The sequence below is a fragment of the Flavobacterium sp. genome, assembly GCF_029242675.1.
Taxonomy (GTDB): Bacteria; Bacteroidota; Bacteroidia; order Flavobacteriales; family Flavobacteriaceae; genus Flavobacterium.
This window is the reverse complement of the sequence record NZ_JAQWTM010000306.1, coordinates 1-4007: the sequence shown is the minus strand read 5'-3', so window position 1 is coordinate 4007 and position 4007 is coordinate 1. Positions and strand designations below refer to the sequence as shown.

General features: G+C 37.0%; 2 protein-coding genes and 2 pseudogenes. All 4 read right to left on the bottom strand.

Annotation, left to right across the window (positions count from 1 at the left end):
• Window positions 1-449, bottom strand: a pseudogene (locus P8M54_RS11210) (alpha-amylase); the annotation flags it as partial.
• 70 nt (window positions 450-519) lie between these two features.
• Window positions 520-1620 carry a SusE domain-containing protein gene (locus P8M54_RS11205; protein ID WP_300287947.1) on the bottom strand — a complete coding sequence of 367 codons (1101 nt, stop codon included), beginning with the start codon at window positions 1618-1620 and terminating at the stop codon, window positions 520-522.
• A gap of 20 nt (window positions 1621-1640) precedes the next feature.
• Window positions 1641-3233, bottom strand: coding sequence for a RagB/SusD family nutrient uptake outer membrane protein (locus P8M54_RS11200; protein WP_300287946.1), 1593 nt, complete (start codon window positions 3231-3233; stop codon window positions 1641-1643).
• Window positions 3234-3250: 17 nt separating this feature from the next.
• Window positions 3251-4007 (bottom strand): annotated as a pseudogene (locus tag P8M54_RS11195) (SusC/RagA family TonB-linked outer membrane protein); the annotation flags it as partial.

The following is a 4007-nucleotide window of genomic DNA, read 5'->3' as shown; positions in this document are numbered from 1 at the left end:
GGACTATTCAGTGTTACCTGAAAAACGCCAACCTCAGCAAGAATATCCTGTGATTTTTTATCACCAGTACCGTCTTTGGCTTTAACTAAAAAACCGATTCTACCAATACTATTCCTGTTATAAAAAACATTTGGTGTAATGGTCTTAGTGTAGGTATCGGATCCTGCATTGTACGTAAAACGATTTTCTTCATTAGAAGCAGTCCAAACACCATTAGTAGGACAATCAATAATATTAGTATCATTGATATCATAAGACCAAGCCCACATATACAATGCATTTCCTGTTACTCCCCAAGCTGCCTCGTTCACACTACTACCGTTGATGGTAATGGTTATAGAGGTCGTTTCTTCAAAAGTAGCAGGATTGATGCTGTATGTCACTGTTTGCTGTTGCGCTGAAATCGCAATTGAAAAGAAAAACAAAAACAATAGTATAATTTTCTTCATATCACATTTTTATTTAATGATAAAAAAGGGCTACCTAAAAGATAGCCCTTGAGGGTAATGTAACTAATTCTTAATTTTTTGTAAGCGTGTACTTGTAATTTCTTGGAGAGCTTAGGTCCAAAGTAATAGTATAAGTCCCTGCAGAAGGCACCTTGATATTATCACCACCATACTCCATTACTCCGTCAGCTTTAGTATCTCCTAGATTTAAATCCCATCCGTCATTCGCTCTAAATTTAATTTCATTTGCAGACAAGGCCAAGGTAACTGTCCAAACCTTAGTTGTTTTGTTGTAAGTCATATTATGATCTTGAACACCGTTATCAGGCCACCCATTTGGAGTACCAGAACCAGTCACAGCCCAGCTTGTAGCTACAACACTGTAAGTCAATGCCTTTGTATCAGCATTGATTTTGTAATAACCGGCTGCTTTAGGGGCAGGTAATCCAGCATTAGATTCACCCGTTTGTAATAAAAGTCCCGTGAACGTTCCATCAGGTCCAGTAGCATTTCCATAATCACCATCAAAACTAGTGTTTTGTGGAAGAAACTTGTATTGTGATGAAGCATCAGCAAAATTAACGTATCCTTCAAAATCAGTTTTACCATAACCCGAAGCTGCTAAAGCCGGCAAAGTAGGCGCTGTTGTCCAGTCTGCACCATATCCACTAGCATTTAAAAAGCTACCAATAACGTATAGTTTTGGACTTTCAGTAGTGTAAGGTGTAATTACAATTCCCGCTACATTTGAAACCATAACGTTTGTTCCTACTGTAGATTTAACTCTTACCTCAAACTCTGAAGGAGAGAATGGAGTAGCTTTTAATGCAAGTGCTGCACCATTCATTATTTCAACACTTACTGAAGCTTGATTTTCAGATTTTCTAGATGCTAATTCTTTTGGCGCCTTAAACGCGTTTCCTTTAACATCCATTTCTACAGTGTAGTTAACCTCTACAGAACCACCGTAGTTAGCTGATTTCCAAGTAAAACGCTCTGCTTGTGCAGCTGCATTTTCTGGAATAAGTATGTAGCTAGCACCAGAAGTTGGAGCCGTTAATACAGGTGAATCTACACTTTGAATAATAGGTCTGTCTTGAACATCTTCAACGCTACAAGACAATGCAACTACTGCAAAAAGAGCAATTATTGATTTAGTTATATTTTTCATTTTTTTAAACATTTAAATTATTAGTATCCAGGGTTTTGTTTTAATTTATTATTTGATGACAGAGCAGTTGCCGGAATAGGAAACAAATCTCTAAATGATTGTGTTGGCGATCCAGCAGCTACATTTCCTTTCCATGGCCATAAATAGCTACCTCCAGAAAATTTACCAAATCGAATTAAATCAGTTCTTCTATGTCCTTCCCAATGTAACTCTCTTGCTCTTTCGTCTAGAATAAAATTCAAGTTCAAATCACCTTGTGTTATTGAAGCTCCATTAGCTCTTAACCTCAAAGCATTGATGTAATCAGTAGCGGTTACCAAACTTCCTCCTGCTCCTCTTACTACACATTCAGCATACATTAAATACGCATCTGCTAAACGAAATATAGGGAAATCAGCATCTGAAAAGTTTCCCACTTTGTCAGATCCTTGAACACCATTCACGGTAACATTTCTAAATTTTTGAATTGCATATCCATCTGTAAAGCTACCTACATTTGCAATCTCTTTACTTTGACCACTTGTATAAAACTGTGCTCTTCTATCAGTTGTGTTTGGATCAAATTTGTTTACAAAAGCAGATGTAGTTCTGATACCACCCCAACCACCATTAATCCCGAATTCAGCAGCATTCATGCTACCACCAACAGGTGCGTGCGTTAAGAAGGTTGTTCCTCCGTAAGTTTGCGTACGAAGACCGTCAAAAGCAATAGCAAAAATAAACTCATTTTGCGCACCGTTTTTGTCGTTATCTGCTAAGAAAAGTTGATTATAGTTCGTGTGTAATCTGTATGTTGATCCCATAATTTTTGTAATCAAAGGAAGTGCTTTTGTATACTGGTCAGTTCCAGTGTACACTTTAGCATTCATGTACAAATTAGCTTGTAACATCCAAGCTGCTGCTTGATCTACACGGAAAGCTTCATTCGTTCTAGGTGCTTTTAACAAAGGTGTGATTGCTGTTAATTCATCATCAACAAATTTGTACAATTCTGCTCTAGTCGCATAATCTGGATAGAAAAAAGTACTTGGAGAATCCTCAGTAACTATTGATCCCGCTCCAAACATATCAAGCAAATGCCAGTACGTCATTGCTCTTAAAAAACGTGCTTCAGCTCTATAAGTAGCGATTTCAGCTTTAAGTGTAGCGTCTACCCCTCTTGCTGCTAATTTAGCATCAGTAGTTTGTCTTAAAAATTCATTGCAATTTACAATTTGAAAAGAATAGCGAGCAAATACAGCCGTCACGAAACGATCCAATGGAGTCCATGTTTGAGCATGTAAGTCCTTTATGGTCCCATCATTCCAAGCAATAATTGCCTCGTCAGTAGTTAATTCTTGCAACAACCAAAAACCTCTGATATATTGACTTTCACCCTCATCAATCCCTGAAATATCAGGAGACCCCGAAGGTCCTGATTGTCCTGAAGTAGCAAATCCTGCATATAATTTTGCTAAATTTTGCTTGTATGAGGCCGCATCTGTAAAAAGCTGATCTCCTGAGACAGCATTTTTGCTGTCAGGCGCTTGGTTCAAATCATTAGTACATGACGGAAACAAAAACACCATCATCAACAATGAAATCCCCAAAAATTTTATTTGTGTCTTTTTCATTTTTCTTACTTTTTATATTAGAAATTAACGTTTAAACCTAACGTAAAAGTTATTGGTCTTGGGTACAGATTATTATCAATTCCACCAGCAATCTCAGGATCTAAACCACTGTATTTTGTGATTACTAATACATTCTGAGCTGTAAGAATCAATTTCATAGTAGAATTTGAATTCTGTTTTTGGTTAAAGGTATAACCTACACTCACATTATCCAAACGAATAAATGACGCATCTTGGATATAATAATCAGATTCGTATCGTTTCGTGTCTTGACTTCTAAATCCTGTTTCAAGAAGATTGGCAACACCATTTGAAAGATCTGTTTCTCTCAATAAAATATTTTGATATGATCCTCTGTTGGAATCCACATTATTGTAATTGTAGTTACCCCAAGATCCTCTCCAGTTCATCCCAAAATCAACGTTCTTATAGGTAAAACTTGTATTTACACCATAAAACACATCCGCTGCAGGTTTATGGAAACGGTATTTATCTTTTTCAGTAATAGATCCGTCTTGATCACGATCAATGTAAACCCCATCAATTGGTTTACCTGCAACATCATACGCTTGCTCATATACATAAAATGAACTTGGAGCAAAACCTACTTGATGATTTTGAATTGTATTCCCTGTTGCTCCTTCATATCCACCAACATTGAGACCCGGAGTATTAGGTAGGGTTGTTGTTAGCTTCGTGATTTTTGAATTTTGAAAGGTAACATTTCCACCTATTCTCCATTCAAAGTCATCTGTTCTAACCGGCACCACATCA

Excerpts from the sequence above, each read along its gene's own strand:
- P8M54_RS11205 (WP_300287947.1), bottom strand. The coding sequence starts at position 1,620 with ATGAAAAATATAACTAAATCAATAATTGCTCTTTTTGCAGTAGTTGCA.
- P8M54_RS11200 (WP_300287946.1), bottom strand. The coding sequence starts at position 3,233 with ATGAAAAAGACACAAATAAAATTTTTGGGGATTTCATTGTTGATGATG.